Source organism: Trueperaceae bacterium (assembly GCA_019454765.1).
In the GTDB taxonomy this organism is placed as follows: Bacteria; Deinococcota; Deinococci; order Deinococcales; family Trueperaceae; genus JAAYYF01.
The window spans coordinates 1-25,438 of sequence record JACFNR010000032.1; the positions used below are offsets into that span (position 1 = coordinate 1).

Consider the following 25,438-nt stretch of genomic DNA (forward strand, 5'->3'; position numbering starts at 1 on the left):
CGACATGACCCAAGGAGTCTACCACCGGCCTCCCGCCCGGCCGGTCGGCTCCGCGCGCGGTCGGCTCCGCGGGCGGTCGGCCATGCGCGCGGTCGGCTCCGCGCGGCCGGCTCCGCGCGGTCGGTTGTAACATCGCCGCATGCAGGCGTTCGGTGCAGGCGCTGCCGTCGCCCTCGCCCTGGGCGGAGGCACCGCGCGGGGCCTGGTGCACGTGGGCGTTCTCAAGGCGCTCGAGGCGGCGGGCGTGCGGCCCGTCATGCTGGGCGGGACGTCGTTCGGGGCCGTCGTCGCCGCCCTGTACGCGCTGACCGGCAGCGCGCTGGAACTCGAGCGGATCGTACGGGAGCAGGACATGGCCGAGGTGTGGCGGCAGGGCGTCGACTTCGGCCTTCACCGCGGGGCCGTCGTCAACGGGCGCCGCCTGCGCGACTGGTTGGATCGCAAGTTCTTCCAGGGGGCGTCGTTCGACGAGGTCCAGGTGCCGCTCGCCATCGCCACGACCGACCTGGGCACGGGAGCGCTGGTGCGCCTCGATTCCGGGTCGGTGGCCGACGCGGTCAGGGCGAGCTGCGCACTGCCCGGGCTCTTCGCGCCGGTGCGGTGGCGGGACCGACTGCTGATCGACGGCGGCTTCGTCGAGCCGGTGCCGTTCAGCACCCTCACCCGCATGCCGGGCGTGTGGCGGCTCGGCGTGCACGCCGGGGTGGACGTGAGGCACTCGAGCGTGGTCAGGCAGATCAGGCGCTTCAACGCCACGGCCGCCGGCCGCGCCTTCCTGAGGGGCGGCGAGCGCGTCGCGCCCGGCGGGCCACTGGGTCAGATCTACCGCGGCCTCGCCATCTCGCTCGGCTCCTACAGCAAGGGGCTCGTCGTTCCCGACGACGCGACGCTGCTGCGCGTCGAGCCGCACATCTCTTGGTGGGACTTCCACCGCTCGCCGGCGGCCATCCGGGCCGGCGAACTCGCCACGCGCGCGCTGCTGACCGGCGGCGGCCAGGAACGCGGGCCCGAGGTACTCTCGTCCGGATGACGCCCCCGACGACCCCCTCGCTGTTCCCGGCGCTTGCCGCCGCCCCCTGGTGGACGCCCTTCCTGGCGCGCCGCGAGGCCAGCGCCGCCAGCGTCGACCTGCCCGTGGCGCTGGCCGCGGCCGGCCACCCCGACCCGGCCGCCGCCGTGGCGTACACGGTCATGGCCCACCGGACCGTGCTGAGTCCCTACGCCGTCGGTGCCGTGCCTTCGGGGCTGACCGCCCTGGCGCGCGCCGAGCTGTGGCGCCTCGCCGAGACGCTCAGGCGCGTGATGGAGCCCAGCGGCGCCGTGGGCCGTAACGCGGCCGGCGTCACGCTGACCGACCTGGCGTCGTCGCCGTTGGAGCCAGTGGCCCAGGCGCGCGTGGCCCGGCTGGCCCAGGCGCTCCTCGGTGCCGACGCCGACGCCCTCCTGGACGTCTACCTCGGGCTGCTGGGCGAGGTGGGGAACGGGCCGGCGAGCCTCCATCCCGCCCTGACCTGGCGCGACGGGAACCTCGAGCCGCTCAATTACCCCGACGCGCCGGCCTGGGAGGAGCTGGCGGGGCTGGATGGGCCGCTCACGCGCCTCGCCGCCAACACGGAGGCGTTGTTGGCGGGGCGACCGGCCAACGACTGCCTCCTGTACGGCGCGCGCGGCAGCGGCAAGTCGACCGCCGTGCGCGGCCTGGTGCACCGCTACGCCGAGGGGGGCCTGCGCCTCGTCGAGGTGGCGCCCGCGACGCTGGAGGGGCTCCCGCGACTGCTAGAACTGCTCAGGCCGCAGCCACTGAAGTTCGTGCTCTTCGTCGACGACCTTGCCTTCGAGGGAGAGGACGACGCCTACCGGCCGCTCAAGAGCCTCCTCGACGGCGGGCTGCGGCGCCGCCCCGCCAACACGCTGGTGTACGCCACCTCGAACCGGCGGCACCTGGTGAGAGAGCGCCTCCGCGACCGCCCCGACCCGCTCGACGACGACGTGCACGCCTGGGACACGACCCAGGAGCGGCTGGCGCTGGCGGACCGCTTCGGGCTCGTCATCACCTTCCCGGGGGCCGACCAGCGCCGCTACCTGGAGCTCGTGCGCGCCCTCGCCGCGGCGCGGGGCCTCGCGGTCGACGCGGACCTGGTCGAGCGGGCCTTGCGCTTCGCCGACTGGAACAACGGGCTGTCGGGCAGGACGGCCAGGCAGTTCGTGGACAGCCAGTGAGGCGGGCGCACCGGGGCGCCTAGCCCTGGTCGGAGCCCGGCGCCGCGCTTAGCTTGGAGGCGTGGCGGACGTCGCGACCAGGCGGGAGTCACCCGCCGCCCCCGCGTACGGTGGGGAGGCGCCCTGGGCGGAGACCGCCGATGCGGTCGCCTGCCTGCTCGGGGTGGATCCGGCGGCGGGCCTGGCAGGGGCCGACGCCCTCGAGCGGCTGCGCCGTCACGGCGAGAACGTCGCCGCCGCCACGACGCCGCGCGCCTGGTGGCGGGTCCTGCTCGACCAGTTCAAGGGCGCCCTGGTGGCGCTGCTGGCCGCCGCGGCGGCACTCTCGGCCGGCTTCGGCGAGTGGGCCGAGGCGGGCGCGATACTGGCGGTGCTCGCCCTAAACGCCGCCATCGGGTTCGCCACGCAGCTGAAGGCCGTGCGGTCCGTCGAGGCGCTCAGGCGCCTGGGGGCGCCGACCGCCCGGGTGCGCCGCGACGGCCGGCTCCTGGTCGTGCCGGCCGCGACGCTCGTGCCCGGCGACGTCCTGATCGTCGAGGCCGGTGACCTGGTGGGCGCCGACGCACGCCTCGTCAAGGCGAGCAGGTTGGAGGCCGACGAGTCGAGCCTGACGGGGGAGTCGGTGCCGGTAGCCAAGGCGGTCGCCGCGATCCGAAGGGCGGCGGAGGTGCACGAGCGAGCCCCGATGCTCCACATGGGTACCGCCGTCACGCGGGGGGCGGGCGAGGCGGTCGTCGTCGCGACCGGCGCGGCGAGCGAGCTCGGCCGGGTCGGGCGGCTGGTCGGCACCGCCGCGCCGCCCGGCACCCCGCTGGAGGCGCGCCTCGCCGGGTTGGCGCACCGCCTGCTCTGGCTCACCCTCGTCGTCGCGGTGACCGTGACCCTCACCGGGATCGGGAGCGGCAAGGGTTGGCTGGTGCTGGTGCAGACGGCCATCGCGTTGGCGGTGGCCACGGTCCCGGAGGGGTTGCCGGTCATCGCGACGCTCACGTTGGCGGGCGGCGTGAGGCGCATGGCGCGCCGCAACGCCCTCGTCAATCGGCTGGCCGCGGTGGAGACGCTCGGCGCGACGAGCGTGATCATCACCGACAAGACGGGGACGCTGACCGAGAACCGCCTCAGGGTCGCGCAGATGTGGTTGCCTTCCGGAGTCGTGACCCTCGGTGAGGGCGGGCCGCTTGACCCGAGCGCGGCGCGGGTCGGCGCGGTGCCGCCTCCGCCGGCAACGCAGCCGGCGGGGGCGACCGAGACGGAACTCGACGCGGAGCTCCGCCACGCCCTCACCCTCGCGGCTCTCTGCGTGACGGCCGAACTGCCCGCGGGGGCCGAGCCCGGCGCGGGCGTCGGCGACCCGCTGGAACTGGCCCTCCTCGCGGCGGCCCGAGATGCCGGCGTCGAGCGCGCGAGCGTCCTGGCGCGTCACCCCGAGCTGGCGCAGGAATCGTTCGACGCCGACACGCGCCTGATGGCCACCGTGCACCGCGGGGCGGTCGCCGAGGGGACCGGCTCGGACGTGTGGATGGCGGTGAAGGGAGCCCCGGGCGAGGTCGTGAGCAGGGCCGTGGAGGTCGTAGCGGCAGGGGGAGGACGGCGTGAACCGCTGACGGCGGCCGCGCGCGAGCTGTGGCTCGAGCGGAACCGCGAGCTCGCGGCGCGCGGCTGGCGGGTGCTCGCGCTGGCCGAGCGCCGCGCCGCCGCGCCGCCGCCATCGCCCTACGAGGGGTTGGCGCTGGTGGGCCTGGTCGCGTTAGCCGACCCGCCGCGCGCGGGCGTGAAGGAGGCCGTCGCCCGCTGTCGCGCCGCAGGCATCCGCGTGCTCATGGCGACCGGCGATCAGGCCGTCACGGCGGCGCGCGTGGCGGAAGAGGTCGGTCTCGACGGGGGCGCCGGTGTGCTCGACGGCCGGGCGGTCGCGACCCTCCTCGAAGGCGGCGCGGCGGGCCGCCGCGAGCTGGCGGCCGCCGGCGTGCTCGCGCGGCTCTCGCCGGAACAGAAGCTCCGGCTGGTGGAGCTTCACCAGGAGCGCGGCGACGTGGTCGCCATGACGGGTGACGGCGTCAACGACGCGCCCGCCCTTCGCAGGGCCGACATCGGGGTGGCCATGGGTCTGCGGGGCACGGAGGTCGCGCGCGAGGCCGCCGACATGGTCTTGCTCGACGACGCCTTCCCGACGATCGTCGCGGCGGTGGAGGAGGGCCGCGCCATCTTCGAGTCCATCCGCGCCTTCGTCGTCTACCTGCTGTCCTGCAACCTGAGCGAGGTGCTCGTCATCGGCGTGGCGGGCCTGGCGGGCTACCCGCTGCCGCTACTGCCACTGCAGATCCTCTTCCTGAACCTGGTCACCGACGTGTTGCCGGCCTTGGCGCTCGGGGCCGGTCGCGGCGATGACCGCGGCGGCGCCCGCTCCATGACGAGGCCGCCACGCCCCGCCGACGAGCCGCTGCTGGCCGGCCGGCACTGGCGGAGCGTCGTGGGTTACGGTTCCCTGCTGACGACCGTGACGCTAGGGGCGTTCCTCGCCGCCTTCCGGCTCCCCGGCGCCACCACCGCCACCGCCGTCACCGTCGCCTTCCTCGTGCTGGCGCTCGGCCAGGTGTGGCACGTCTTCAACATGCGCGAGCCGGGCGCCGCCGCCTCCGGATCGCGGCCCGCCCGTGACGGCTGGCTGTGGAGCGCCGCGCTGACCTGTAGCGCCGTCCTGGGCCTGGCCGTCGCGCTGCCCGGCCCGAGGGAGCTCCTTGGCGTCGAGCTCCTCGGCGCGGGCGGCTGGGCGCTGGTGGCGGTCGGCGGGCTGCTGCCGCTGCTGCTGGGCCGGCTCTGCAAGGCGCTCGGGTTGGGCCGGGTGGCGTGACCCTAGCGCCGTTGCCGGCCCCGGGTGGCCAACGCCGCCGCCAGTCGGTAGGCGTCGCCGCGCGTGAGGGTGCCGTGGGGCGGGTCGAAGTCGGCGAGCCCGGCCGCTCGGACGGCCGGCCAGTCGTCGCCATCGGGGCAATGGCTCATGACGCAGGCGGCCTCGGCGAGCAGGCGCGCCGCCAGCGAGGCCGTCAGCGGCGCGGCGGCGTCGCCGCCCGTCAGTTCGAGGGTCGCGGCCACCAGCCGGCTCGCCAGGTCGCGGTGGAAGTAGAAGCGCGTGCCGACGTGACCCAGGAGGTAAGCGAACGACAGCGACGTCATGGGGGTGTCGAGCTTCGGGTCGTTGTCGTAGCCTCCCACGGCCAGGCCGCGCGCCACCAACACCCGGAAGGCGGAGTACGCCGGGTGTCGCGTGGGGCCGACCGGTGGGCGCTCCCGCACCTCGGGGAGCAGCGCCCCCCTGGCGGTCAGGCGTCGGCGCACCAGCTGCAGGTGTTCGTCGTCGTGGACGACGTCGTGGGCGGGCAGTTCGAGCCGCACCGCCGCCGCCGCCGCCACGCCCGCCGCCTCCGCCATGGCCATCCCGAACGGGACGACGCGCGCCGAAGCGAAGGCGACGGGGTCGTAGCCGGCGCTCTTGCCGACGACCCAGAGCCCCTCCACCTGTGAGCTGACCAACATGCAGAGCCGCCCGCCGTAGATGTCGGGCGCGCCCCACACGAAGCCCGCGTCCTGCGGAGTGAGGCTCTGCGCGTCCAGCGGGTAACCGCCGGCCGCGACGTCGTGGGGCGTCACGCGGTTCGAGAGGACGTCGTCGGCGCTCAGGACGCAATCGGCCAGGAGGTGGCGCGCCTCGCGCACGTAGAGTTCCTGGGCGGCGCCGGCCAGCCGCGCCCGCTCGAAGCCCGGGAGGTGCTCCCTGAGGTAGGCGACGATCGCCTCGCCCTCGGCCAGGCCCTTGTCGCGGCCGGCGTCGAGGCTGCTGGGGTCGAGCGGGTCGAGGCCGTACAGGAGCAGGGCGTTGATCAGCACGCTGCCGTCTTCCTGCAGGCCGAGGTTGAGGCCCCTGAGGCGGGTGCCTTCGCGCGTCGCCACGTAGGCGGCGGGCACGCCGCCGAAGTGCCCCCACGCCACCGTGTCGCGCATGCTGGCGTACGACCGGCCCCGCGCCGCTATCCCGCGCCTGAGCGCCGCCCAGTCGACCCCGCCGACGTTGAGCACCAGCGTGTCCGCCTGCCGCTGGTCGACGCCGAAGCGCTCCCAACCGAAGTCGAACGGCGCGCCGGCGGCGGCGGCGAGGTCGGCGTTGGCGGAGGCGTCGATGACCTGCAACGCGTTGACGGCCACGCGCCGAGCCCCGAGCGTCAGGCCGCGGAGCCGACCGGACTCGAGCCGCGGCGCCACCGAGCCGACGCCACGCCATACCTCCACGCCCGCCTCGTCGAGCAGCCGCTCGAAGGCGCGCTCGGCCCTGAGGACGTCGAACGCGTCGTGGGCGCCCACGAGGCGCCACCACCGCTCGAACAATCCGCGCTGGTAGTTGAACGGTTGCGTGCGCATGTCGAGCATGTTCAGCTCGCCGAGGACGAACAGGCCGCCGAGGCGGACGTCGCCTGTCACGAGGAGCGTGCGCGCCCCCTCCTCGGCGGCGGCCACGGCGGCGACGATCCCCTCCGGTTCGCTCCCGTACACGACGACGTCGAAGTAGGCCGTCCCGCCCGCGCCGGGGTCGCTGGGGCCAAGTCGGCTCGACCCCCCGGCCGGCGCCTGCGCGGCGCCGTGCGCCGCCAGCGTAACCAGCAGCGTAGCGAGGGCGACCCGCAGGGCCATCAGGCCTCGCGGCTCCTGTTGCGGGTCACGAGCTCGCCCAACACCGTCGTGGCGACGGCGGTCGCCGCCCTCGGGCGGGCAAGTTCGGCGCAGTCGGCGCGCATCTCCTCCAGGCGCGCCGGCGCCTCGAGCAGGCGCCGCAGCTTGTGGCCGAACGTGGCTATGGGCTCCACCCGCACGGCGACGCCGTGCTCGAGTAGCACGTTGGCGTTTATCTCCTCCTGCAGCGGGTACGGGCTCACGAGCATCATGGGGAGGCGTGCCGCGAGGGCCTCGCTGCTGGTGAGTCCGCCCGGCTTGGAGATCAGGATGTCGGCCGCCGCCATGCGCGTGGGCATGTCGGTCACCAGGCCGGCCACCGTGTAGCCGATGGGCCCGCTGACGCGCTCCACGTAGGAGCGGGCCAGCGATAGCAGCTCGCTGCTGCGGCCGCACACGACCATCACGTGGAGCGGCCAGCGGAACGCCACGACCTGATCGAGGATTGCCTGGAGGGTCTTCTCGCCAAGGCCGCTCGCCAGCACCAGCAGCAACTCGCGGTCGCCCGGCACCTGGAGCAGCGCGCGCGCCTCGGCGCGGCCCGGCAGCTCGCTGAAGCGCGCGTCGATCGGGATGCCCGTCACGCGGACGCGGTGCTCGTCGACGCCGGCCGCCAACAACTGCGCCCGCACGTCGTCGGAGGCGACGAAGTAGCGCGCGATGCCCGGCTGCAGCCAGAAGGCGTGAGCTGTGAAGTCCGTGATCACCTCGGCCTGCGGCAGCGGCCGGTGCCGGCGCATGCGGCCCGACACGATCTCGGCGCCGAGGAAGTGGGTGTGGACGACCACGTCGGGGCGGTACCTGTCGATCATGCGCGGCACCTCGTACGACAGCAGACGCGTGACGCGCGCCCGCAGGCGCTGCTGCACGCTCTTGAGCTCGCTCGGTCGCCTGTCGAGGCGGCGGCCGACCCACTCGACGAGGTCGGGGACGGTCCGGACCAGGTCGAAGTATGCCTGGCGGTAGAGCCGCCGGAACGGCACGGCGGTGTGTTCGAGGAGGTCGACGTGTGACGCCACCGCCCCCTCAGCCTCCAGGGCCGCGTGCAGGGCGTTGCCCGCGGCCACGTGACCTCCGCCGATGGACGCCGACAGGATCAGCACGCGCGTCGGGTCAGCCACAGGCGGAGCATAGCAAGGCCGTCGCGGCCGGAGCGGGCGCCCCTGCGGGCGTCCCTACGGGCGCCCCTGCGGGCGTCCCTACGGGCGCGCCTACGGGGGGTGATAGCATCCTGGCGGAGGGTCAGATGCCCAGAACCTGGCTGCTGGTGGCCACCTCGCTGCTGCTCTTGGGAGGCTGCGTGCCGACCTCGGCGTTGAAGATGCACGACCTCTACGTCTACGGCGTCGAGAACGCGCGCTACACCTACTTCTACGGCCAGACCGGGGAGCTGCTATACGGCAATCGGTCACTCACGTTGGCGGAGCCGGACGCCGCGCAGGCCGGCGGCGGGCGACCGTTCGCCGTGGCCGGCGCCCTCATGGTCGACGGCGGGCCGTACCTGCGCCAGTCACTCGAGCGCCTCGAGGGGGCGCCTATCGCCGTGAGCCGCTTGCTCTTCACGACGGACGTGCGCCTGGAGCTCGGCGCCGACGTGAGCGAGGTCGTCTACTTCGACGGTCAGTCGTACCTGCGCCTCCTCGACGAGGGGCAGGCCGGCACCGTCCAGCGCGTCGTGCCGAGACCGCGCCTCAACCGGCTGAGGGGCCTCGGCGAGCTGAGCGGCGCCGAAGCCGACGCGCTGGCCGCGGCTCTGGAGGCGCGGGGCCGGCCGTTCGCGCTCGCAGTGCTTCCCACGGCGAGCCTGCCGACCCACCCCGTCGACGGCCTCTCGGAGCACAGCCGAACCGGGGTGTTCGTCCAACTCGGGGTGGAGGTCAGCGAGGAGGTCGCCGGCGGCGCCGCCGAGGAGCTCACGTGGGAGGTGGTGGCGCGCGGCAGCCAGGCCGTCGGGTTCCAGGGCGCCAGTTACCAGCTCGTCACGAGCCGGGACGAGCTCATCGCCCTGTGGCAGCGCGCCTACGGCAGCCAGCTGACGGTGCCCCCGCTGCCCGAGCTCGACTACCGCCGCGAGACCGTCGTGGCGCTCTTCCTCGGCAGCAAGCCCACGGGCGGTTACGGCGTCGACGTCGTCGACGCGCGCGACGAGGGGGGCGAGCTCTACCTCGACCTGCGGCTGACCGAGCCCGGTCCCGGCACCATCACCACCCAGGCGCTCACGAGCCCGTGGCTGGTCCTGCGCGTGCTGCGCGCGGGTTACCAGGCCGCATGGCTGCGCGACGCGGCGAGTGGCAACCTCGTGGGGGTGGCCAGGCGGGAACAGTGACGAGGGCCTGAGCCGCCGGCAGCCTCAGGTGAGGGCGAGCGGATCGAAGAGCCGGCGGTACTCCTCGTTGGCGTAGCGGTCGGTCATGCCGGCGATGTAGTCGGTGACGGCCCGCTCGAGCCCGAGCTCGGGCGCCTGGGCGGCCACGTCGGGCGGCAGCATGTCGGGCGTCTCGACGTAGGCGTGGTAGATGCGCTCGAGTATGAGGTGCGCCTTGCGCGTCATGCGGATCAAGCGGTGATGGAAGTAGAAGTTGGCGTAGAGGTACTCCTTGAGTTCACCCAACCGCCGCGCCATGCCTTCCGACGGCGCCAGCAGTTTGCCGGGCGCCTGCCGCACCCCGTCGAGGTCCGTGACCTCCCGCTCGGTCAGGCGCGCGTGAGTGGCGTGGACGACGTCTGTGATAACGTCGCCCAGCAGCTCGCGGATGAGGACGTAACGCTGCGACGAGTCGAAGCGCTCGGCGCTCAACCCCAGGCGTGAGAACAGCTCGCCCACGATCGGGACCTCCGCCACCCCGGCCGGCCGCAGGTGGCCGGAGCGCAGGCCGTCGTCGAGGTCGTGCGCGTTGTAGGCGACCTCGTCCGCCACGTTGACGACCTGCGCCTCCAGCGACGGCTGCACGTCCGGCTCCCAGCTCGGGTCGGGCACGTCGTACTCCGTCTCGTGCTTCATGATGCCCTCGAGCGTCTCCCACGTGAGGTTGAGGCCGGGGAAGCCCGGGTAACGCCGCTCGAGCTTCGTGACGATGCGCAGGCTCTGCCGGTTGTGGTCGAAGCCGCCGACCCCCGCGGCGAGCGTGTCGAGCGACTTCTCGCCCGCGTGCCCGAACGGCGGGTGCCCCAGGTCGTGCGCCAGGGCTATCGTCTCGCTCAGGTCTTCGTTCAGCCCGAGCGCTCGCGCGATGCTCGTGGCGACCTGCGCCACCTCGAGCGTGTGGGTGAGGCGCGTGCGGTAGTAGTCGCCCTCGTAGTTGACGAACACCTGCGTCTTGTACTCGAGGCGCCTGAACGCGCTCGTGTGCACGACCCGGTCGCGGTCCTTCTGGAACGCCGTCCGGTAGGCGCTCTCGCCCTCGGCGTGGATGCGCCCGCGCGAGCCCGCCGCCAGGGTGGCGTACGGCGCCAGGGTCTGCCGCTCGTTGCGCTCGAGCTGTTCACGCGTCATCAGCATGGTGGCGGTACCATACCAAGCCATGCGAACGACCCTGCTCGCCGAGTTCCTCGACACCTGCGTGCGCACCGCCCACGAGGCCGGCCGCCTCACCCTCGGCTACTTCGGCACCGACCCGGAGGCCGAGTTCAAGGCGGACGACTCGCCCGTCACCCAGGCCGACAGGGCCGCCGAGGAGCTGATCCGGGCGCGGCTGGAGGCGGCCTACCCCGACCACGGGCTGGTGGGTGAGGAGTGGGGGGTGGCGCGCGAGTCGGCCCCCCTCAAGTGGTACATCGACCCGATCGACGGCACCAAGAGCTTCATGCGCGGCGTGCCCCTCTACGCCGTGTTGCTCGGCCTCGAGGAGGAAGGGGAACCGGTCGTCGGCGCCGCTTACTTCCCGGCCCTCGGAGAGATGCTCTACGCCGCCAAGGGCCTTGGCGCTCACCTCAACGGCCGCCGCGTCCGCGTGAGGGACACGCCGACGCTGGCGCGGTCGTTCGTGTCGTTCACGGACGCGGCCTCGTTCGCGCCCCACGGGCGCGCCGCCGCCTGGGAGCGCATCGCCGCCGCCAGCTACTACCGCGTCGGCTGGTCGGACGCCTACGGCCACGCCCTCGTCGCCTCCGGGCGCCTGGAACTCATGCTCGACCCCGTGCTGAACCCGTACGACGCCGGACCGTTCGGCGTCATCCTGCCCGAGGCCGGCGGCTACTTCGGCGACTGGAGCGGCCGGCCCGGCATCCACGGCGGCGAGGGCCTTAGCACGTCGCTGCGGCTCCTGCCGGAGGTGCTCGCCCTGATCGCGGGCTGAGCCGCGCCGCGCCGCCGCCGCGGAGGGCGCCCTCCGCGACGCCCGCTCGTACCCCGCCGACCGGCGCGAGGGCGAGGCGGTAGTAGACTCGTTGCCGATGGACCAGACCCCGAGACGCCAGACTCCGACGACCTGGGTGGGCGGCGTCCCCGTGGGCGCCGGCCACCCCGTCGTCGTGCAGTCGATGACGAACACCGACACGGCCGACGCCGCCGCCACGGCGGAGCAGGTGGCCGCGCTGTGGCGGGCCGGCAGCGAGATCGTGCGCGTGACCGTCAACGACACGCGCGCCGCCGCGGCCGTCCCGGAGCTGAGGGAGCGCCTCGCCGACATGGGCGTGACGGCGCCCATAGTTGGCGACTTCCACTTCAACGGCCACGCGCTGCTCACCGCCCACCCCGCCATGGCCGCCAACCTCGACAAGTACCGCATCAACCCAGGCAACGTGGGGCCGGGCAGGCGCCACGACGCGAACTTCCTGACCATCATCGACGTGGCGAAGGACAACGGCAAACCCGTGCGGATCGGCGTCAACTGGGGCTCGCTCGACCAGGCGCTGCTCACGAGCATGATGGACGACAACGGCAGGTTGCCCGAACCGAAGCCCGGGCACGAGGTACTGCTGGAGGCCCTCATCGAGTCCGCGCTGCGGTCCGCCGAGGCGGCCGAGGCGCACGGCCTGGGGCACGACCGCATCGTCCTGAGCGCCAAGGTGAGCGGCGTGCGCGACCTGTGGGAGGTCTACCGCCGCCTGGCCGCGCGCTGCGACTACCCGCTCCACCTCGGCCTCACGGAGGCCGGCATGGGCGTGAAGGGGACCGTCTCGAGCACGGCGGCCCTGGCGCCCCTCTTGGCCGAGGGGATCGGCGACACCATCAGGGTGTCCCTCACGCCGGACCCGGGGGCGCCGCGGGAGCGCGAGGTGGAGATCGCCCAGGAGGTACTGCAGGCGCTCGACCTGCGGCGCTTCGCCCCGAGCGTGACGGCGTGCCCGGGGTGCGGTAGGACCACCAGCACGCTGTTCCAGGAGATGGCCCGCGACATCCAGGCGCACCTCAAGGCGGCCATGCCCGCCTGGAAGGAGCGCTACCCGGGCGTCGAGGGGCTCAAGGTGGCCGTCATGGGCTGCGTGGTGAACGGCCCCGGCGAGTCGAAGCACGCCGACATCGGCATCAGCCTGCCGGGCACCGGCGAGTCGCCCCGCGCGCCGGTCTACCAGGACGGCAAGCTGCTGACCACGCTGCAAGGCCCCGACATCGCCGGCGACTTCAACCGCCTCCTCGACGACTACGTCAGGACCCGCTACGGCGTCCCCGACCCCGCCGGCGCCTGACCGACCCGGCCGCCTGCGCGTATGGTGAGGGCATGAAGATCTACACACGCACGGGCGACGATGGCAGCACCGCCCTGTTCGGCGGGGCGCGCGTGGGCAAGGACGACGCGCGGGTGGAGGCCTACGGCACCGTGGACGAGGCCAACGCGGCGCTCGGCCTGGCGCGAGCCGAGCTGGCACGGGACGCCGCGGCGGCAGCCGCCACGGGGGGCGCCGACGCCAAGGCGGGCTTCGCCAAGCTCGACGCCGACCTGGCGCGGCTGCAGAGCCTGCTCTTCGACCTCGGGGCGGACCTCGCCACCCCCGGCGGCACGCGGACGCGCGCCTTCATCCAACCGATACTGCCGGAGGACGTCGAGCACCTCGAGGCGCTCATCGACGAGTACTCGCTCGAGTTGCCGCCGCTCACGCACTTCATACTGCCGGGTGGCACCCCGGCATCGGGTGCGTTCCAGCTGGCGCGCGCCACCATCCGCCGGGCGGAACGGCACGCGGTCGCGCTCGCCCGCGGGGAGGAGGTGGGGGAGAGCGTGCTGCCGTTACTCAACCGGCTCTCCGACCTGTTCTTCGTGCTGGCACGCGTGGCGTGCCTGCGGGCCGGGGTGCCGGAGGTCATCTGGCAGGCGCGCAAGCCCGAGCGCAAGCGCCCCGCGGACGGCTAGACGCGCCCCTTCAACTCACGGACGGCACCGAGGCCGCGCCGGTCCAGTTCGGCCGACAGGCCCGCCAGGACGTCGGTGACGACGCGAGGACCGCGGTAGACGAACGAAGTGTAGAGCTGAAGGAGGTCCGCGCCGGCCCTGAAGCGGTCGAGCGCGTCGGCGGGTCCCGCGATCCCGCCGACCGCCACCACCGGCAGCTGGGTGCGCGCGCGGACCAGTTCCAGCACGCGCAGGGCGCGCCGCGCCAGCGGACGGCCCGACAGGCCGCCCTCCTGGGTGCGGTGGGGGGAGGCGAGCTCGGCGCGCGCCAGGGTGGTGTTGGTGGCGATCAACCCCGCCGCGCCACCCCGCTCGGCCGCCTCGACGAGCTCGGCGATCTCGTCGTCGCTGAGGTCGGGGGCGAGCTTGACGAGGACCGGCTTGGCTCCCAGTTCGGTCCTCAGCTCGGCCGCCACGCGCAGGAGCGCCAGGAGCGGCTCGGTGCGCTGCAGGGCGCGCAGGCCCGGGGTGTTCGGCGACGAGACGTTAAGTGTCAGGTAGTCGGCCACCCGCCAGACCTCGCCTAGCGCGGCGCGGTAATCGTCGGCGGCGCTCTCGGCTCGCGCGACGCGCGACTTGCCCACGTTCACTCCCAGCACGACGCCGGGCACGCGCCCGCGGTCGAGGCGTGCCAGGCGCGCGGCCAGCGCGGCGGCGCCCGCGTTGTTGAACCCCATGCGGTTGACGAGGGCCTCGTCCTCCACCAACCTGAAGAGGCGCGGCCGGGCGTTGCCGGGTTGAGGCAGCGCCGTCACGCTGCCGACCTCCACTGCCCCGAAGCCGAGCGCTGCCAGGGCGGGGAACGCCACGCCGTCCTTGTCGAGGCCGGCCGCCAACCCCAGCGGGTTCGGGAAGCGGAGCCCGAACGCCTCGACGGCCAGGCGCGGGTCGGGCGCGCCGCGCGTCATGGCCATGAGGCGCGGGAGCGCGGCGCTGCGGCTCGCGAGGGCCAACCCGCCCATCACCAGGTCGTGGGCGCGCTCCGGCTCCAACCGGAACAGCAAGCGTTTGGCTTGTGAGTAGACGTTCATGAGTGACCTCGCCCCGCTCGCGACCGGCCGGCCCGGCGGCGCCCAAGCTTACCCGGGTGCGCCCAGGGCGCGCCCTGGGTGCGCCCAGGGCGCCCCCGGGTGCCGTGGTAACGTCGCTCGGTGCAGGAGTCCGAGCAGTTCCTGGTCGACCAGGCGCGCTTCCAAGGGTCGCTGACGGAGCTGGCGCACGCGCTGCGCACGCAGACGCTCGCGCCGGCGGACGTCGACCTCTACCTGCTGGTGCGCGCCTACCTCGACTACTTCGGACGCCACGCCGCCGCGGACCTGGAGCTGGCCACGGAGGCCCTCCCGCGGGTGGCACAGGTCATCGAGCTCAAGACGCGGCTCCTCCTGCCCAAGCCTCCCCGAGAGGACCACGGCGACGAGGTCGACGATGTGAGCGCCGCCCTCGAGGCGGTGGCGCTGCTGGAGGAGCTGGAGGAGGCGATCCTGTTCCTGCGCCGCCGGCGCGAGGAACGGCGCATCGTCGTGCCGGCCGTGGCTCGGCCGCCCGACTACCCGCGCCGCGAACGCCCCCTCAGGGTCACGCCGCGCGACCTCGCACGGCTGGCGGGGCGCTACCGCGTCGGGGGCTACTTCGAACTGGCGCTCGAGCGCCTCACCCTGGCCGGGGTGGCGCGTCGTGTCCTGAGCGCGCTGCGGCGGGCGGGGCGCGCGCCGCTGTTCGACCTGCTGGATGCGCGCGACTGGCCAACGCGCACCGTGGGCCTGGCTGCGCTGCTGGAGCTGCTCCGCGAGGGTCGAGTCACGGCCGAGCAGGCAGAGCCTTACGGTCCCATCGTCGTCGCCGGTGCGACGCGGGGAGTGCCCACCGGGGGCGCCGACGACGACCCGGCTCCCGCCGAGCCCGAGGACGACTGGGCCGGCCCGGCACGCTCCGAGGCGCCGGCCCGCGTGGGCGCCGGCGGCTAGGGCCGCGGCGCGGCCTCCGCAAGCCCCGACCGGGGCCGTCAGGCCAGCGCCTTGCCCCGCTCGCGTTTGCGCATGTTCGGGTCCAAGACGCGCTTGCGCAGCCGCAGCGACCGCGGCGTGACCTCGAGCAGCTCGTCGTCGTCGAGGTACTCGAGCGCCTCCTCGAGCGTAAGGCGCTTGGGCGGCGTGAGCAGCAGGTTGTCGTCGGAGCCCGCGGCGCGCACGTTGGTGAGCTTCTTGTTCTTGCAGACGTTGACGTCGAGGTCGCCCATGCGCGCGTTGGCGCCCACGATCATCCCCACGTACACCTCGGTGCCGGGGTCGATGAAGAAGATGCCGCGGTCCTCGAGCTTGAAGAGGCTGTAGGCGAAGGCCTCGCCCGCCTCCATCGACACGAGCGAGCCGTGGTTGCGCGTGGTGACCTCGCCCGCGAACGGTTCGTAGCCGTCGAACGTGTGGTTGAGTAGCCCCTCCCCCTGCGTCATGGAGAGGAACAGGTTGCGGTAGCCGAACAGGCTGCGGCTGGGGATGCGGAACTCGAGGCGCGAGCGCGTCTCGCCCGGGTCCATGCTCACCAACACACCGCGCCGCGCCGTGAGCGACTCCATGACGCTCCCCATGGCGCCGTTGGGTATGTCGCACAGCACGCGTTCGAACGGCTCGAGCACCGCCCCCCCGTCCTCCTTCATGATCACCTCGGGGCGCGAGACGCTGAACTCGTAACCCTCGCGGCGCATGTTCTCGACCAGGATCGAGAGGTGCAGCTCACCGCGGCCGCTCACGCGGTAACGCTCGCTCCCGACGGGCTCCACGCGGAGCGCCACGTTGACGAGGAGCTCGCGCTCGAGGCGGTCGGCCAGGTGGCGGCTCGTGACGTACGTGCCCTCGCGCCCCGCGAACGGCGAGGTGTTGGGCGAGAACGTCACGCTCACCGTTGGCTCGTCCACCTCCACGGCCGGCAGCGCGGCAACGTGCTCCGGGTCGCACAGGGTGTCACCGATCGTCACGTCGCCAAGGCCCGAGAGGACGATGATGTCGCCGGGCAGCCCCGTCTCCGTCTCGATGCGGTTGAGGCCCAGGTGCGTGTACACCTTGGTGACGCGGACCTTCTCGGGCGCCTTGCCGGGCGCGACGCGGACGACCGTGTCGCCGGGCCGGACGGTGCCGTCGAGCACGCGGCCCAACGCCAACCGCCCCAGGTAGTCGGAGTAGTCGAGGTTGGCCACCTGGAACCGGAACGGGGCGTCGGGGTCGGCCTTGGCCGGCGGCACGTGGTCGTGGATGACCTGGAAGAGCGGCGCCAGGTCGGTGCCGGGGGCGTCGCCCTCGCGCCAGGCGCGCCCCTCGCGCGCCACGGCGTGGATGATGGGGAAGTCGAGCTGGTGGTCGTCCGCGCCAAGGTCGACCATCAGGTCGAACGTCAGCGACGCCACCTCGTCGGGCCTGGCGTCGCGCTTGTCGACCTTGTTGATGACCACGATCGGCTTGAGGCCCCGGGCGAGCGCCTTCTTGAGCACGAAGCGCGTCTGCGGCATGGGCCCCTCGGCGGCGTCGACCAGGAGGAGCACGCCGTCGACCATCGTCAGCGCCCGCTCGACCTCGCCCCCGAAGTCGGCGTGGCCGGGCGTGTCGACGATGTTGATCTTCTCGCCCTTCCACTCGACGGCGGTGTTCTTGGCGAGGATGGTGATCCCCCGTTCGCGTTCGATGTCGCCCGAGTCCATCACGCGTTCCGCCACCTGTTGGTTGGCGCGGAAGACGTTCGACTGGCGCAAGAGCCCGTCGACGAGCGTGGTCTTGCCGTGGTCGACGTGGGCGATTATGGCGACGTTGCGATGGTTCATTGGCTCTCCGTGTTCGCTTTGCCCTGCAGTTGACGCGGGCGGAACGGGAGAGTATAGCGGACGGGCGCGCTACCTGGGGTCGCGAACGCGCGTCCGCCCGGTGGCGGGGGCGAGGGCCCGAACCGGCGGGTAAGCTGGGGTCATGAGCGAACAGCGAGCGGACATCGGCCTGGTCGGCCTCGCCGTCATGGGCCAGAACCTGGTGCTCAACATGACGGATCACGGTTTCTCCGTGGCCGTGTACAACCGCACGGGTGCCGTCACGGAGGAGTTCATGGCGGGACCGGCGGCGGGCAGGCGGGTGACGGGCCACCACGACCTCGCCACGCTGGTGGCCGCCCTCGAGCGTCCGCGCCGGGTGATGTTGATGGTCAAGGCCGGCGCCGCCGTGGACGCCGTGATCGACGAACTCGTGCCGCTGCTCGAGCGGGGCGACGTGATCATCGACGGCGGCAACTCCAACCACCTCGACTCCAGCAGGCGCTCCCGCGCCCTGCGCGAGGCGGGCCTACTCTACGTCGGCACGGGCGTGTCGGGCGGTGAGGAGGGCGCGCGCACCGGCCCGTCCATCATGCCGGGCGGGCACGCCGAGGCCTGGCCCCTCGTGAGGGACGTGCTGCAGGCCATCGCGGCCAAGGTCGACGGCGCGCCGTGCTGCGAGTGGATGGGGGAGGACGGCGCTGGGCACTTCGTGAAGATGGTGCATAACGGCATCGAGTACGGGGACATGCAGCTCATCGCCGAGGCGTACGATCTGCTCGCGACGGTCGGCGGTCTCGACGCGGCCGCCCTCGCCGCCCTCTTCGCCCGCTGGAACGAGGGCGTGCTCGACAGCTACCTGGTGGAGATCACGGCGCGGATCTTCGAGCACGTCGAGCCCGACGGCGAGGCGCTGGTGGAGAAGATCCTCGATTCGGCGGGCCAGAAGGGCACGGGCAAGTGGACGGCCGTCGACGCCTTGAACCTAGGAGTGCCGCTCACGCTCATCGCCGAGGCGGTGTTCGCGCGTTACCTCTCCGCGCGCACGGACGAGCGCGCGGCGGCCTCTAGCGTCCTTGCCGGGCCGCCCGGCGCTCAGCGCCCCGACGCCCGCGAGCTCGAGGTCGACCTGGAACAGGCCCTCTACGCCGCCAAGATCGCCTCGTACGCCCAGGGTTTCATGCTGCTTCGCGCCGCGGCGGAGGAGTTCGCCTGGCACCTGGATTACCGCGCCGTCGCCCGCATCTGGCGGGGCGGCTGCATCATCCGTTCGCGCTTCCTCAACGACATCGCGGCCGCCTACGAGGCCGACCCCGACCTGGCCAACCTGCTGGTGGTGCCCTTCTTCGCGCGGGCGCTGAAAGCGGCGCAGGGCGGCTGGCGCCGCAGCGTGACTCGGGCCGTGGCGGCCGGCGTGCCGCTCCCCGCGATGGGAGCGGCGCTCGCCTTCTACGACGGCTACCGCCGGGCGCGCCTGCCGGCCAACCTCATCCAGGCGCAACGCGACTTCTTCGGCGCCCACACCTACGAGCGCCTCGACCGCCCGCGCGGGCAGCACTTCCACACCGACTGGACGGGCCACGGCGGCAAGACGACCTCGGGCACGTACGAGGCCTGAACGGAGGGCCACTAGCGCCACCGACGGCGTCGCAAGCAGCCGGCGGTAGGCCGGGAGCGCCGGCCGGCGCGACGGGGGGGTTAACCTGGCTCCTCGGTCCGGACCGCACCCCGACCGACCGCGACCAAAGGAGCTCAGGTGTCCGATCCCACCGAACCGACGATGACCGTCTACACCACGACGTGGTGCCCCGACTGCCACGCCCTGAAGGCGTTCCTCACCGCCAAGGGCATCGCCTTCACGGAGGTGAACATCGAGGAGGACCCGGAGGCGCTCGAGCTCGTCATGCGGCTGAACGCGGGCAAGCGCAGCGTGCCGACGGCCGTCGTCGGGGACGTGGCGGCGAGCCTCTCCAACTTCTCGACGGGTAAGGCGCACGAGCTGCTCGCACGGGCCGGGCTCGCGCCGGGTTGACCGCGGACCACGGCACCCCCGCGCGCCGCTTGCGCTTTGGCGCACATGGTAGCGTCCCGGGCATGGCCGTGAGCGGGAGGCGAGAGGAGCGGGAGGCCGCGACCGATAGGGCGGAGCGCGTACGCGCCATGTTCTCCGACATCGCGCCCACCTACGACCTCCTCAACCGGGTGTTGTCGCTCGGCGTCGACGGCCGTTGGCGCGCGGAGGCCGCGCGCTCGGCGCTTGCCGCCGTGCCCGTCGGCGGTTCGGTGCTGGACGTGGCCACGGGCACTGGCGACCTGGCCATCGCGCTCAAGCGCGCCAGACCCGACGCCGACGTCGTGGGCGTCGACTTCGCGGCGCCCATGCTCGAGCTTGCCCGCGACAAGGCCGCCAAGCGCGGCGTGGCCGTGCGGTTCCTGCCTGGCGACGGCACGGCGCTTCCGTTCGAGGCGGGCTCGTTCGACGCCGTCACCATCGCCTACGGGCTGCGCAACTTCGCCGACCCCGACGCGGGTCTGCGGGAGTTCAGGCGCGTCCTGCGACCCGGCGGGCGGCTCGCGGTCCTCGAGTTCCCGCCCCCGCCGGAAGGCCTCTTCGGGGCGCTGTTCCGCTTCTACTTCAGGGCGGTCCTGCCGCGGGTAGGCCGGCTGGTGTCGGGCGCGCCCGGCGCCTACGCGTACCTGCCGGAGTCGGTGCTCGCGTTCCTGACGCCGGAGGCGTTGAAGGAGCGCATGGTCGCTTCCGGTTTCGCGGCGGTAGAGTACCGGCTGCAGACCTTCGGGGTCTCCGCGTTGCACGTGGCGGGCGTCGGATCCGAACCTGTGGAGGGTGAGCATGACTGACGAGTTCGAGGTCGCTCGCGAGGCGCGGACACCGCCGCCCGGTCCGGGCACGGAGCGTCGGCCTGCGCCTCTGGCCCTGCCTGCGGGTGACGACGGCGGCTTCGAGGTGAACACCGACCCGATGCTCTTCGACGCCTCTTTCGAGGAGGGCGAGGACGGGCACGACCGGCGTTTCTCGCTGGCCATCGACCACCTGAAGGGGACCGTCAAGGGCCGGGCGTACGACAACGACGTGATGCGGCTGCGTGTCGGGCCCGGCGGTTACTACACCCAGTCGCAGCGCTTCCCGGCAGCGTTCTTCGGTGACACCGCCAGGGCGAAGGTCAGCTTCGTGACGGAGGCGGAGGCGGCCGCCACGGTGTGGGAGGCCGTAGCGCACTACCGGTCGGAGGAGGCGAGGTCGCTCCTCTGCGTCTACTCGGGCGAGGAGGTCCCCGACTTCTTCCTCGGGTACCGCGTGAACGACGATCAGCGTTACGAGATCGGTCACCTGACGCGCGCCGTGCCGCTCCACATGCGGGTGCTGTTCGAGGCGGCGGAGGTGGTCCCGCTCGTCGGCGCCCGCGCCGGCACCGTCATCTACCAGCGCACGCGCACGGGCAAGCACGTCGTCGTGAGGGCGCCGGGCCGGCGCCGACCCTTGCTGCTCGGCGCCGGCCTGCACTGAACGGACGGAGGGCGTGACCGCCGGGCTCCTCGTCGTCGGGGGCGGCATCGCCGGCTGCGAAGCGGCGTTCGCGGCGGCTCGCGCCGGCACGGACACCGTCCTGGTCACGACGAGCCTGGACACCCTCTACGTGATGGCACACGGCGCCCGCGAGCTGCGGCCACCGCCCGGCAGCCTAATGGCCGCGTGTCTCGGCGGTGCGGAGCGGGCCGCGGCCAACGGCGCGCGCCTGCGGCGCGAGGCGAAACGGCTTCTCGAGCGCGAGCCCCGCCTGCACCTGCTTCAGTCCACCGTCTCCGAGCTGCTGGTGGAGGAGGGCGTAGTAGTGGGCGCGGGCACCTGGGAGGGACCCGTCATCCGCGCTTCTCGCGTGGCGCTCTGCGTCGGCAGCTTCCTCGGCGCCCGCCTGAGAGTCGGCGCGAGCGTGGAGCACGCAGGTCGCCTCAGCGAGATGGCGTACGACGACCTGCGCGACGACCTGGTGCGCCGCGGCTTCGCGCTTAGGCCGGAGAGGCTGGCGCTGGACGGGGCGGGTGGGGCGCTGCCGTACACCGTTCACTTCGACGTGCTGACTGCAGCCGAGGTGGGGGAGGGTCGCCACGCGGCTCCCCGGCTGGCGGGCCTATACGCGGCCGGCGCGTGCCTGGGGCGCTTCGGGTACGAGGCCTGCGCCAGCGACGGCATGGCGCTGGCGGCGGCGGTGCTGGGCGCCGGCGACGGCGCTCAGTCTGGGCGGGCCGCTCCCGGCGCGCTGCTCTTGTAGGCCTTCGTGTCGTCCCGGGCCGTCGTGTAACGCTCCATCTTCCCGAGCTCCGACGCGAGCGCCCACACCACCCGCGCCCCGTCGGGCGTGCTGGCTAGCAGGCGGTACTGGTAGGGCGGCTGCGGCGACGTCGTGCTTATCACGTACCGCTCGCCGCGGTAGAGGACCTCTTCGCCAGTGCTGAAGCTCACCATGCCCGTAGCCTACCCTCGGGCGTCGCCGCGGTGCAGGGGAGAACGCCCCGCCCCCGCTCCGACGAGGCGCTCGTGCTCCTCGAGCATGCAGCGGTCCTGCACCACCTCTATCCCTGCCGCCGCCAGCGTGGCGGCGGCCGCGTCGTTGCGGATGCCCTGCTGGAACCACACGACCTTCGGCAGTGGCCGCATCGCCAGGAGGTCGGGCAGGTGCGCGGGGATGTCGGCCGGGCGCCTGAACACGTCGACCACGTCCACGGGCGTGTCGAGCTCGGCCAGCGTCGCGCGCACGGCGCTGCCGAACAGCTCCGCGCCGGTGGCCGCGGGGTTGACGGGCAGGATCCGGTAGCCGTGCCGCATCAGGTAGGCCGGCACGAAGTGCGCGGGCTTCTCGTCCTTGGTGCTTGCCCCGAGGACGGCCACCACGCGGCTCTCCTCGAGGATCCGTCTCAGGTCTGCGTCGGCCGGTTCCATGCCTCAATCTATCGCCACCGCCGCCGGCCGCGTGTCGGTGGCCGACCCACCCTGCCGCGGCGCCCCACCGTCACGTGCGATGCTGGCGAGGTGGCTGAGCTAGGCGGCGCGGCGGCGCGGGGGGCGGGCGGTGGTGGGCGCAGGTTGAGCCGCGCCCGCTGGCGCGCGGCCATGGCGACACTCACGGCGGCGCTCCTCGTGGGGGCCTTCATGCTCGTGAACGTGCCCCTGGTGGGCGCGTGGCTCTACGAGACGCGCTTCGACCTCAGCGCGGCCCGCCTCCCTGCTGCCGCGCAGGTCACAGCGAGCGACCGCCTGTTGGTCTTCGCGCCCCACCCCGACGACGAGGTGTTGTGCTGCGGGGGGTTCATCCAAGAGGCCCTCGCGGCGGGGGCACTCGTGCGGGTCGTCTACGTCACGGCGGGCGACGCCTTCGAGCTGGCGGCGGTGGTCGCCGAGCGGGAGCTCGGGCGCCGGGGCAGCGCCATGGTCAAGCTCGGCCGCTTGCGCTTCGGTGAGGCGCAGGCCGCGATGGGCGTCCTGGGGCTGGCTCCCGGCGACCTGACGCTCCTGGGGTTCCCCGACCGCGGCCTGCGCGAGCTGGTGATCGGCCCGGCGGACCGGGTGTACACGTCCCCGTACACCCTGCGCTCCAGCGTGCCGTACGAACAGGCGCGCTCGCCGGGCCTCGCGTACACGGGAGCCGAGCTGCGTGCCGAGGTCGCCGCCGTCATCGAGGAGTTCGCTCCCACACTCGTGCTCGCGCCGACGTTGCGCGACAGGCACCCCGACCACCGCGCCGTCGGGGCCGTCGTGGCCGAGGCGTTGGCGGCGACTGGTCACCTCGACAGCGGCCGGTGGTACATCGTCCACGGCGACCCCGAGTGGCCGCTGCCGAAGGGCGTCCACCTGCGGCAGCCGCTCTTCCCACCGCTACGGGCGCGTGAGCTGCCCTGGGAGCGCGTCGACCTCGAGCCGGAGTGGGAGGTCACGAAGCTCCAGGCCATCTACGAGTACCGCAGCCAGGTGACCATGATGAAGCGCTACCTGCAGTCGTTCGCCAAGCGCAACGAGCTTCTCAGTCGCGCCCCCGAGTAGCGGCCGGGCCGCCCGCCGGAGCGGGAGTGGCGTTGTGCCGTGCCGCGCCGTTCTGCTAGAATCGAGCGCTGTTTGTGACGCTGGCGCGCGGTGTCCCGCGCGAACCGTGGGCGCGCAGTGAGACGCCGGCCCGAGCAGCAACTCGCCCAGGAGGTGGAGTCCATTTCGAAAGAGCTGAAGGTGAACGAGCAGATCCGCATGCGCCAGGTGCGCCTCATCGGTTCCGACGGTCAGCAGGTCGGCATCGTCGAGACCCGTGACGCGCTCCGCATGGCACGCGAGGAAGACCTCGATCTCGTCTTAGTGGGCGAGGCCGCGCAGCCGCCGGTCGCCAAGCTGATGGATTACGGCAAGTACCGTTTCGAACTCCAGCAGCAGACCAAGGACGCGCGCCGCCGCTCGCGCCAGCAGGAGATGAAGTCGATCAAGTTCCGCGTGAAGATCGACGATCACGACTACGAGACGAAGGTCAACCACATCCGCCGTTTCCTGAAGAGCGGTCACAAGGTGAAGGTGACCATCATGTTCCGCGGTCGCGAGCGCACCCACCCCGAGCTGGGGCAGGGCATCCTCAACCGCGTCGCCGCCGACGTCACCGAGCTCGCCGTCGTAGACGCCGCCCCGGTGATCGCGGGTATGGACATGAACATGATCCTTAGGCCCGCCGGAGCTCTGGTGGAGGGCTGACGCGCGCCGGTCGTCGGACCCGCCCGCCGCGCGCGACTGGCGCGGACCCCGGGTGAAGTAGTAACATCCGTGGGCCTTGCCGCCCACGGCGGCAGGTGCTCGCGCCCCGGCGCGCGCACGAGAGAGCGACTAGGAGAGAGCAAGCATGCCGAAACTGAAGACCCATAAGGGCACCAAAGCCCGTGTCAAGATCACAGGGCGAGGTAAGGTCAAGGCCATGCGCTCCGGCAAGCGGCACCTGAACTACAAGAAGTCGGGCCGCAAGATCCGCCAGGGACGCACGGACCTCATCGTCGCCAAGCCAGAGGCGGAGCGCATCAAGGCGCTCCTGCCCTACGAGTGAGGGGGCAGCGTGCCACGCGCTAGAACCGGCATCGTACGCCGTCGCCGTCACCAGAAGGTCCTGAAGCGCGCCAAGGGCTACTGGGGGTTGCGCTCCAAGAGCTTCCGCATCGCCCAGCAGACGCTCCTCAACGCGGCCGATTACGCCTACCGCGACCGCCGCGACAAGAAGGGCGACTTCCGTAGGCTCTGGATCGCCCGCATCAACGCGGCCGCGCGCCTCGAGGGGCTCAGCTACTCCCGCTTCGTCGCCGGGCTTCGCAAGGCCGGCGTGCAGCTCGACCGCAAGGTCCTCGCCGACCTGGCCGTGCGCGAGCCGTCCGCCTTCAAGGCCCTGATCGACGTCGCCCGCAACGCCTGACCGGGCCTCGTCAGTAGGGTCGAGCGCCGCCCGTGGCCGTGCCCGGGCGGCGCTTGGCGTTGGCGTGGGGGCGCCAACAAGTCGGCGGATGCGTGCCCGACGGTATGATGCCGGGGTGAACGCTCCGCCAGGCCCGCCCGACGCCCAAGCCGAGCCGGGCACGACCAAGCCGGCGCCGACTAGGACGGCGCTCGCGGAGCGGCGCGCGCGCCGGAAGGCGAACCGCCGAGCACACATCCTGGCCGTCGCGCTGGCCTCGATCGAGGAGCGCGGCCTGAAGGGCGCCACCTTCGAGCTGATCGCGAGCCGCGCCGGGGTGTCGCGCGGCACCGTCTTCAACTACTTCCCGACCAAGGAGAGCATGCTGGTCGCCTACTTCGGCGAGCAGCTCGAACTGCTCGCGCTGCGCCTACGCAGGCGCCGGCGGCGCGCCGGCTTCGACGGCCTCAGCGAGATCGCCTACCTGTTCGACGAGCTCGCCGACTTCGTGGCCGGGCACCACCAGCTCATCCTCCCTATCTCCTTCGAGCTGCTCGACCCGAACGAGGAGCGCTCGCGCGCCGCCTTCCTGGCCCTACCGCTCGTCCCCCTCCTCAGGGACGCCATCCGGCGCGCCCAGGGCGAGGGGGGCCTGCGCTCGGACCACTCGCCCGAGCGGTTGGCCCGCACGTTGGCGAACGTCTACTTCATCACGGCGCTTCAGTGGGCCGCCTACCGCCGCGATCGCTCCGTTCACGAGGAGTTCAGGCTCGCCCTGAAGCTCAGCCTCGAGGGCATGTGCTGCGCCGGCGCGGCGGGGTCCGCCGGGCCCGCCGAACGGGCACCCGGCGGCTGAGCGGGCGCGCCCGCTCAGCGGGCGCGCCCGCTGGGCGGGCGCGCCGGCTGAGCCGCTGCGCTGCCGCCGTCACGCACGGACGCGCCTGCGCTCGCGGCCC

The 25,438-nt window shown here is 73.1% G+C and carries 25 protein-coding genes; 18 read left to right on the top strand and 7 right to left on the bottom strand.

Annotated elements, in window-relative coordinates; genetic code table 11:
• The first annotated feature begins 139 nt into the window (after positions 1-139).
• The 3 genes from H3C53_09360 to H3C53_09370 all read left to right on the top strand — a co-directional run bounded on the left by H3C53_09360 (position 140) and on the right by H3C53_09370 (position 5,071).
• The gene (locus H3C53_09360) at positions 140-1,030 is read left to right on the top strand and encodes a patatin-like phospholipase family protein (GenBank protein ID MBW7916870.1); all 891 of its coding nucleotides are present in this window, start codon (positions 140-142) and stop codon (positions 1,028-1,030) included.
• Entirely contained in the window at positions 1,027-2,220 is a 1,194-nt protein-coding gene (locus H3C53_09365) for a DUF815 domain-containing protein (protein MBW7916871.1), read from the top strand. Before H3C53_09360 ends, H3C53_09365 begins: the two co-directional genes overlap by 4 nt.
• A 61-nt stretch (positions 2,221-2,281) precedes the next feature.
• Positions 2,282-5,071, top strand: a complete 2,790-nt coding sequence (locus tag H3C53_09370) for a cation-transporting P-type ATPase (protein ID MBW7916872.1) — start codon at positions 2,282-2,284, stop codon at positions 5,069-5,071.
• Positions 5,072-5,073: 2 nt separating this feature from the next.
• On the opposite strand, the gene H3C53_09375 is transcribed toward H3C53_09370, so the two are convergent.
• A complete protein-coding gene (locus H3C53_09375; GenBank protein MBW7916873.1) occupies positions 5,074-6,903 on the bottom strand; it encodes an FAD-dependent oxidoreductase in 1,830 nt (609 codons plus the stop codon).
• Entirely contained in the window at positions 6,903-8,063 is a 1,161-nt protein-coding gene (locus tag H3C53_09380; protein ID MBW7916874.1) for a hypothetical protein, read from the bottom strand. The genes H3C53_09375 and H3C53_09380 overlap by 1 nt, the downstream gene beginning before the upstream one ends.
• A gap of 125 nt (positions 8,064-8,188) precedes the next feature.
• Between H3C53_09380 and H3C53_09385 the strand changes: the two genes are divergently transcribed.
• Complete coding sequence (locus tag H3C53_09385; protein ID MBW7916875.1) at positions 8,189-9,268, top strand: protease complex subunit PrcB family protein; 1,080 nt, start codon at positions 8,189-8,191, stop codon at positions 9,266-9,268.
• 24 nt (positions 9,269-9,292) lie between these two features.
• Here the strand turns inward: H3C53_09385 and H3C53_09390 are convergent, their stop codons facing one another.
• A complete protein-coding gene (locus tag H3C53_09390) occupies positions 9,293-10,441 on the bottom strand; it encodes a deoxyguanosinetriphosphate triphosphohydrolase (protein ID MBW7916876.1) in 1,149 nt (382 codons plus the stop codon).
• 22 nt (positions 10,442-10,463) lie between these two features.
• Here H3C53_09390 and H3C53_09395 point away from each other — a divergent pair, with 22 nt between their 5' ends.
• The 3 genes from H3C53_09395 to H3C53_09405 all read left to right on the top strand — a co-directional run bounded on the left by H3C53_09395 (position 10,464) and on the right by H3C53_09405 (position 13,232).
• Positions 10,464-11,237 carry a histidinol phosphate phosphatase gene (locus tag H3C53_09395; GenBank protein MBW7916877.1) on the top strand — a complete coding sequence of 258 codons (774 nt, stop codon included), beginning with the start codon at positions 10,464-10,466 and terminating at the stop codon, positions 11,235-11,237.
• Between the two features lie 97 nt (positions 11,238-11,334).
• Entirely contained in the window at positions 11,335-12,570 is a 1,236-nt protein-coding gene (ispG, locus tag H3C53_09400; protein ID MBW7916878.1) for a flavodoxin-dependent (E)-4-hydroxy-3-methylbut-2-enyl-diphosphate synthase, read from the top strand.
• 32 nt (positions 12,571-12,602) lie between these two features.
• The gene (locus H3C53_09405) at positions 12,603-13,232 is read left to right on the top strand and encodes a cob(I)yrinic acid a,c-diamide adenosyltransferase (GenBank protein ID MBW7916879.1); all 630 of its coding nucleotides are present in this window, start codon (positions 12,603-12,605) and stop codon (positions 13,230-13,232) included.
• On the opposite strand, the gene H3C53_09410 is transcribed toward H3C53_09405, so the two are convergent.
• Positions 13,229-14,302 carry a quinone-dependent dihydroorotate dehydrogenase gene (locus H3C53_09410; GenBank protein MBW7916880.1) on the bottom strand — a complete coding sequence of 358 codons (1,074 nt, stop codon included), beginning with the start codon at positions 14,300-14,302 and terminating at the stop codon, positions 13,229-13,231. The two genes, H3C53_09405 and H3C53_09410, sit on opposite strands and share 4 nt — an antisense overlap.
• A gap of 120 nt (positions 14,303-14,422) precedes the next feature.
• On the opposite strand from H3C53_09410, the gene H3C53_09415 reads away from it, so the two are divergent.
• A complete protein-coding gene (locus H3C53_09415; GenBank protein MBW7916881.1) occupies positions 14,423-15,235 on the top strand; it encodes a segregation/condensation protein A in 813 nt (270 codons plus the stop codon).
• A 38-nt stretch (positions 15,236-15,273) separates the two neighbouring features.
• On the opposite strand, the gene typA is transcribed toward H3C53_09415, so the two are convergent.
• The gene (typA, locus tag H3C53_09420) at positions 15,274-17,079 is read right to left on the bottom strand and encodes a translational GTPase TypA (protein MBW7916882.1); all 1,806 of its coding nucleotides are present in this window, start codon (positions 17,077-17,079) and stop codon (positions 15,274-15,276) included.
• Positions 17,080-17,221: 142 nt separating this feature from the next.
• On the opposite strand from typA, the gene gnd reads away from it, so the two are divergent.
• From gnd to H3C53_09445, 5 genes are all read left to right on the top strand, one after another.
• A complete protein-coding gene (gene gnd / locus H3C53_09425) occupies positions 17,222-18,676 on the top strand; it encodes a decarboxylating NADP(+)-dependent phosphogluconate dehydrogenase (protein MBW7916883.1) in 1,455 nt (484 codons plus the stop codon).
• A 162-nt stretch (positions 18,677-18,838) separates the two neighbouring features.
• On the top strand, positions 18,839-19,090 hold the full coding sequence (locus H3C53_09430) for a glutaredoxin family protein (protein ID MBW7916884.1): 252 nt from the start codon (positions 18,839-18,841) through the stop codon (positions 19,088-19,090).
• 62 nt (positions 19,091-19,152) lie between these two features.
• Positions 19,153-19,917, top strand: a complete 765-nt coding sequence (gene ubiE / locus H3C53_09435; GenBank protein MBW7916885.1) for a bifunctional demethylmenaquinone methyltransferase/2-methoxy-6-polyprenyl-1,4-benzoquinol methylase UbiE — start codon at positions 19,153-19,155, stop codon at positions 19,915-19,917.
• Positions 19,910-20,584 (top strand): hypothetical protein, encoded by a 675-nt coding sequence (locus tag H3C53_09440; protein ID MBW7916886.1) that lies wholly within the window; start codon positions 19,910-19,912, stop codon positions 20,582-20,584. The genes ubiE and H3C53_09440 overlap by 8 nt, the downstream gene beginning before the upstream one ends.
• A gap of 13 nt (positions 20,585-20,597) precedes the next feature.
• Positions 20,598-21,347 (top strand): FAD-dependent oxidoreductase, encoded by a 750-nt coding sequence (locus H3C53_09445; protein ID MBW7916887.1) that lies wholly within the window; start codon positions 20,598-20,600, stop codon positions 21,345-21,347.
• On the opposite strand, the gene H3C53_09450 is transcribed toward H3C53_09445, so the two are convergent.
• Positions 21,308-21,541, bottom strand: a complete 234-nt coding sequence (locus tag H3C53_09450) for a hypothetical protein (protein ID MBW7916888.1) — start codon at positions 21,539-21,541, stop codon at positions 21,308-21,310. The genes H3C53_09445 and H3C53_09450 overlap by 40 nt on opposite strands.
• Before the next feature lie 9 nt (positions 21,542-21,550).
• Entirely contained in the window at positions 21,551-22,015 is a 465-nt protein-coding gene (locus H3C53_09455; protein MBW7916889.1) for a CoA-binding protein, read from the bottom strand.
• A gap of 90 nt (positions 22,016-22,105) precedes the next feature.
• Here H3C53_09455 and H3C53_09460 point away from each other — a divergent pair, with 90 nt between their 5' ends.
• The 5 genes from H3C53_09460 (at position 22,106) to H3C53_09480 (ending at position 25,338) form a co-directional block, all read left to right on the top strand.
• Complete coding sequence (locus H3C53_09460) at positions 22,106-23,113, top strand: PIG-L family deacetylase (protein ID MBW7916890.1); 1,008 nt, start codon at positions 22,106-22,108, stop codon at positions 23,111-23,113.
• A 153-nt stretch (positions 23,114-23,266) separates the two neighbouring features.
• Entirely contained in the window at positions 23,267-23,800 is a 534-nt protein-coding gene (locus H3C53_09465; GenBank protein ID MBW7916891.1) for a translation initiation factor IF-3, read from the top strand.
• Between the two features lie 145 nt (positions 23,801-23,945).
• Positions 23,946-24,143: a 50S ribosomal protein L35 gene (gene rpmI, locus H3C53_09470; GenBank protein MBW7916892.1), complete on the top strand. Its 198-nt coding sequence runs from the start codon at positions 23,946-23,948 to the stop codon at positions 24,141-24,143.
• Positions 24,144-24,152: 9 nt separating this feature from the next.
• Positions 24,153-24,503 carry a 50S ribosomal protein L20 gene (rplT, locus tag H3C53_09475; GenBank protein MBW7916893.1) on the top strand — a complete coding sequence of 117 codons (351 nt, stop codon included), beginning with the start codon at positions 24,153-24,155 and terminating at the stop codon, positions 24,501-24,503.
• Positions 24,504-24,618: 115 nt separating this feature from the next.
• Complete coding sequence (locus tag H3C53_09480) at positions 24,619-25,338, top strand: TetR/AcrR family transcriptional regulator (protein ID MBW7916894.1); 720 nt, start codon at positions 24,619-24,621, stop codon at positions 25,336-25,338.
• Positions 25,339-25,438: the final 100 nt, after the last annotated feature.